Source organism: Mesorhizobium alhagi CCNWXJ12-2 (assembly GCF_000236565.1).
In the GTDB taxonomy this organism is placed as follows: Bacteria; Pseudomonadota; Alphaproteobacteria; order Rhizobiales; family Rhizobiaceae; genus Allomesorhizobium; species Allomesorhizobium alhagi.
This window is the reverse complement of the sequence record NZ_AHAM01000368.1, coordinates 1-655: the sequence shown is the minus strand read 5'-3', so window position 1 is coordinate 655 and position 655 is coordinate 1. Positions and strand designations below refer to the sequence as shown.

Sequence of the window (655 nt, the reverse complement as noted above, 5' to 3'; positions counted from 1 at the left end):
GGCGAGACGACCCACTGGACCGCCGACATGATGGCGCAAGCCGCCGCAATCAGCGCCAGCGCCGTCAGGCGCATCTGGAAGGCGCATGGTCTCGCACCGCACCGCTGGCGCCAGTTCAAGCTCTCCAATGATCCGAAGTTCGTCGACAAGCTGCGCGACGTCGTCGGCCTCTATCTCGATCCGCCGGCCCACGCCATCGTGCTGTCGGTCGACGAAAAGAGCCAGATCCAGGCGCTCGACCGCACCCAGCCCGGCCTGCCGATGAAGAAGGGGCGGCTCGGTACGATGACGCACGACTACAAGCGCAACGGCACCACCACCCTGTTCGCCGCCCTCAACGTCCTCGACGGCACTGTCATCGGCAGGAACATGCAGCGCCATCGCCATCAGGAGTTCATCCGCTTTCTCAATGCCATCAACGCCGAGGTTCCCACAGACAAGGCGGTGCACGTGGTCCTCGACAACTATGCTCCCCACAAGCACCCCAAGGTGCGCGCCTGGCTCGACCGTCACGAGCGCTTCACCTTCCACTTCACTCCGACATCATGCTCATGGCTCAACGCGGTAGAAGGCTTCTTCGCCAAGCTGTCCAAGCGCCGCCTGAAACGCGGCGTCTTCCACTCCGTCGTCGATCTCCAGGCCGCCATCAACCGCT

General features: G+C 63.8%; 1 protein-coding gene. It reads left to right on the top strand.

Annotation, left to right across the window (positions count from 1 at the left end):
- The coding region (locus tag MAXJ12_RS34190) for an IS630 family transposase (protein WP_008840840.1) at positions 1–655 on the top strand (655 nt) is incomplete at both ends.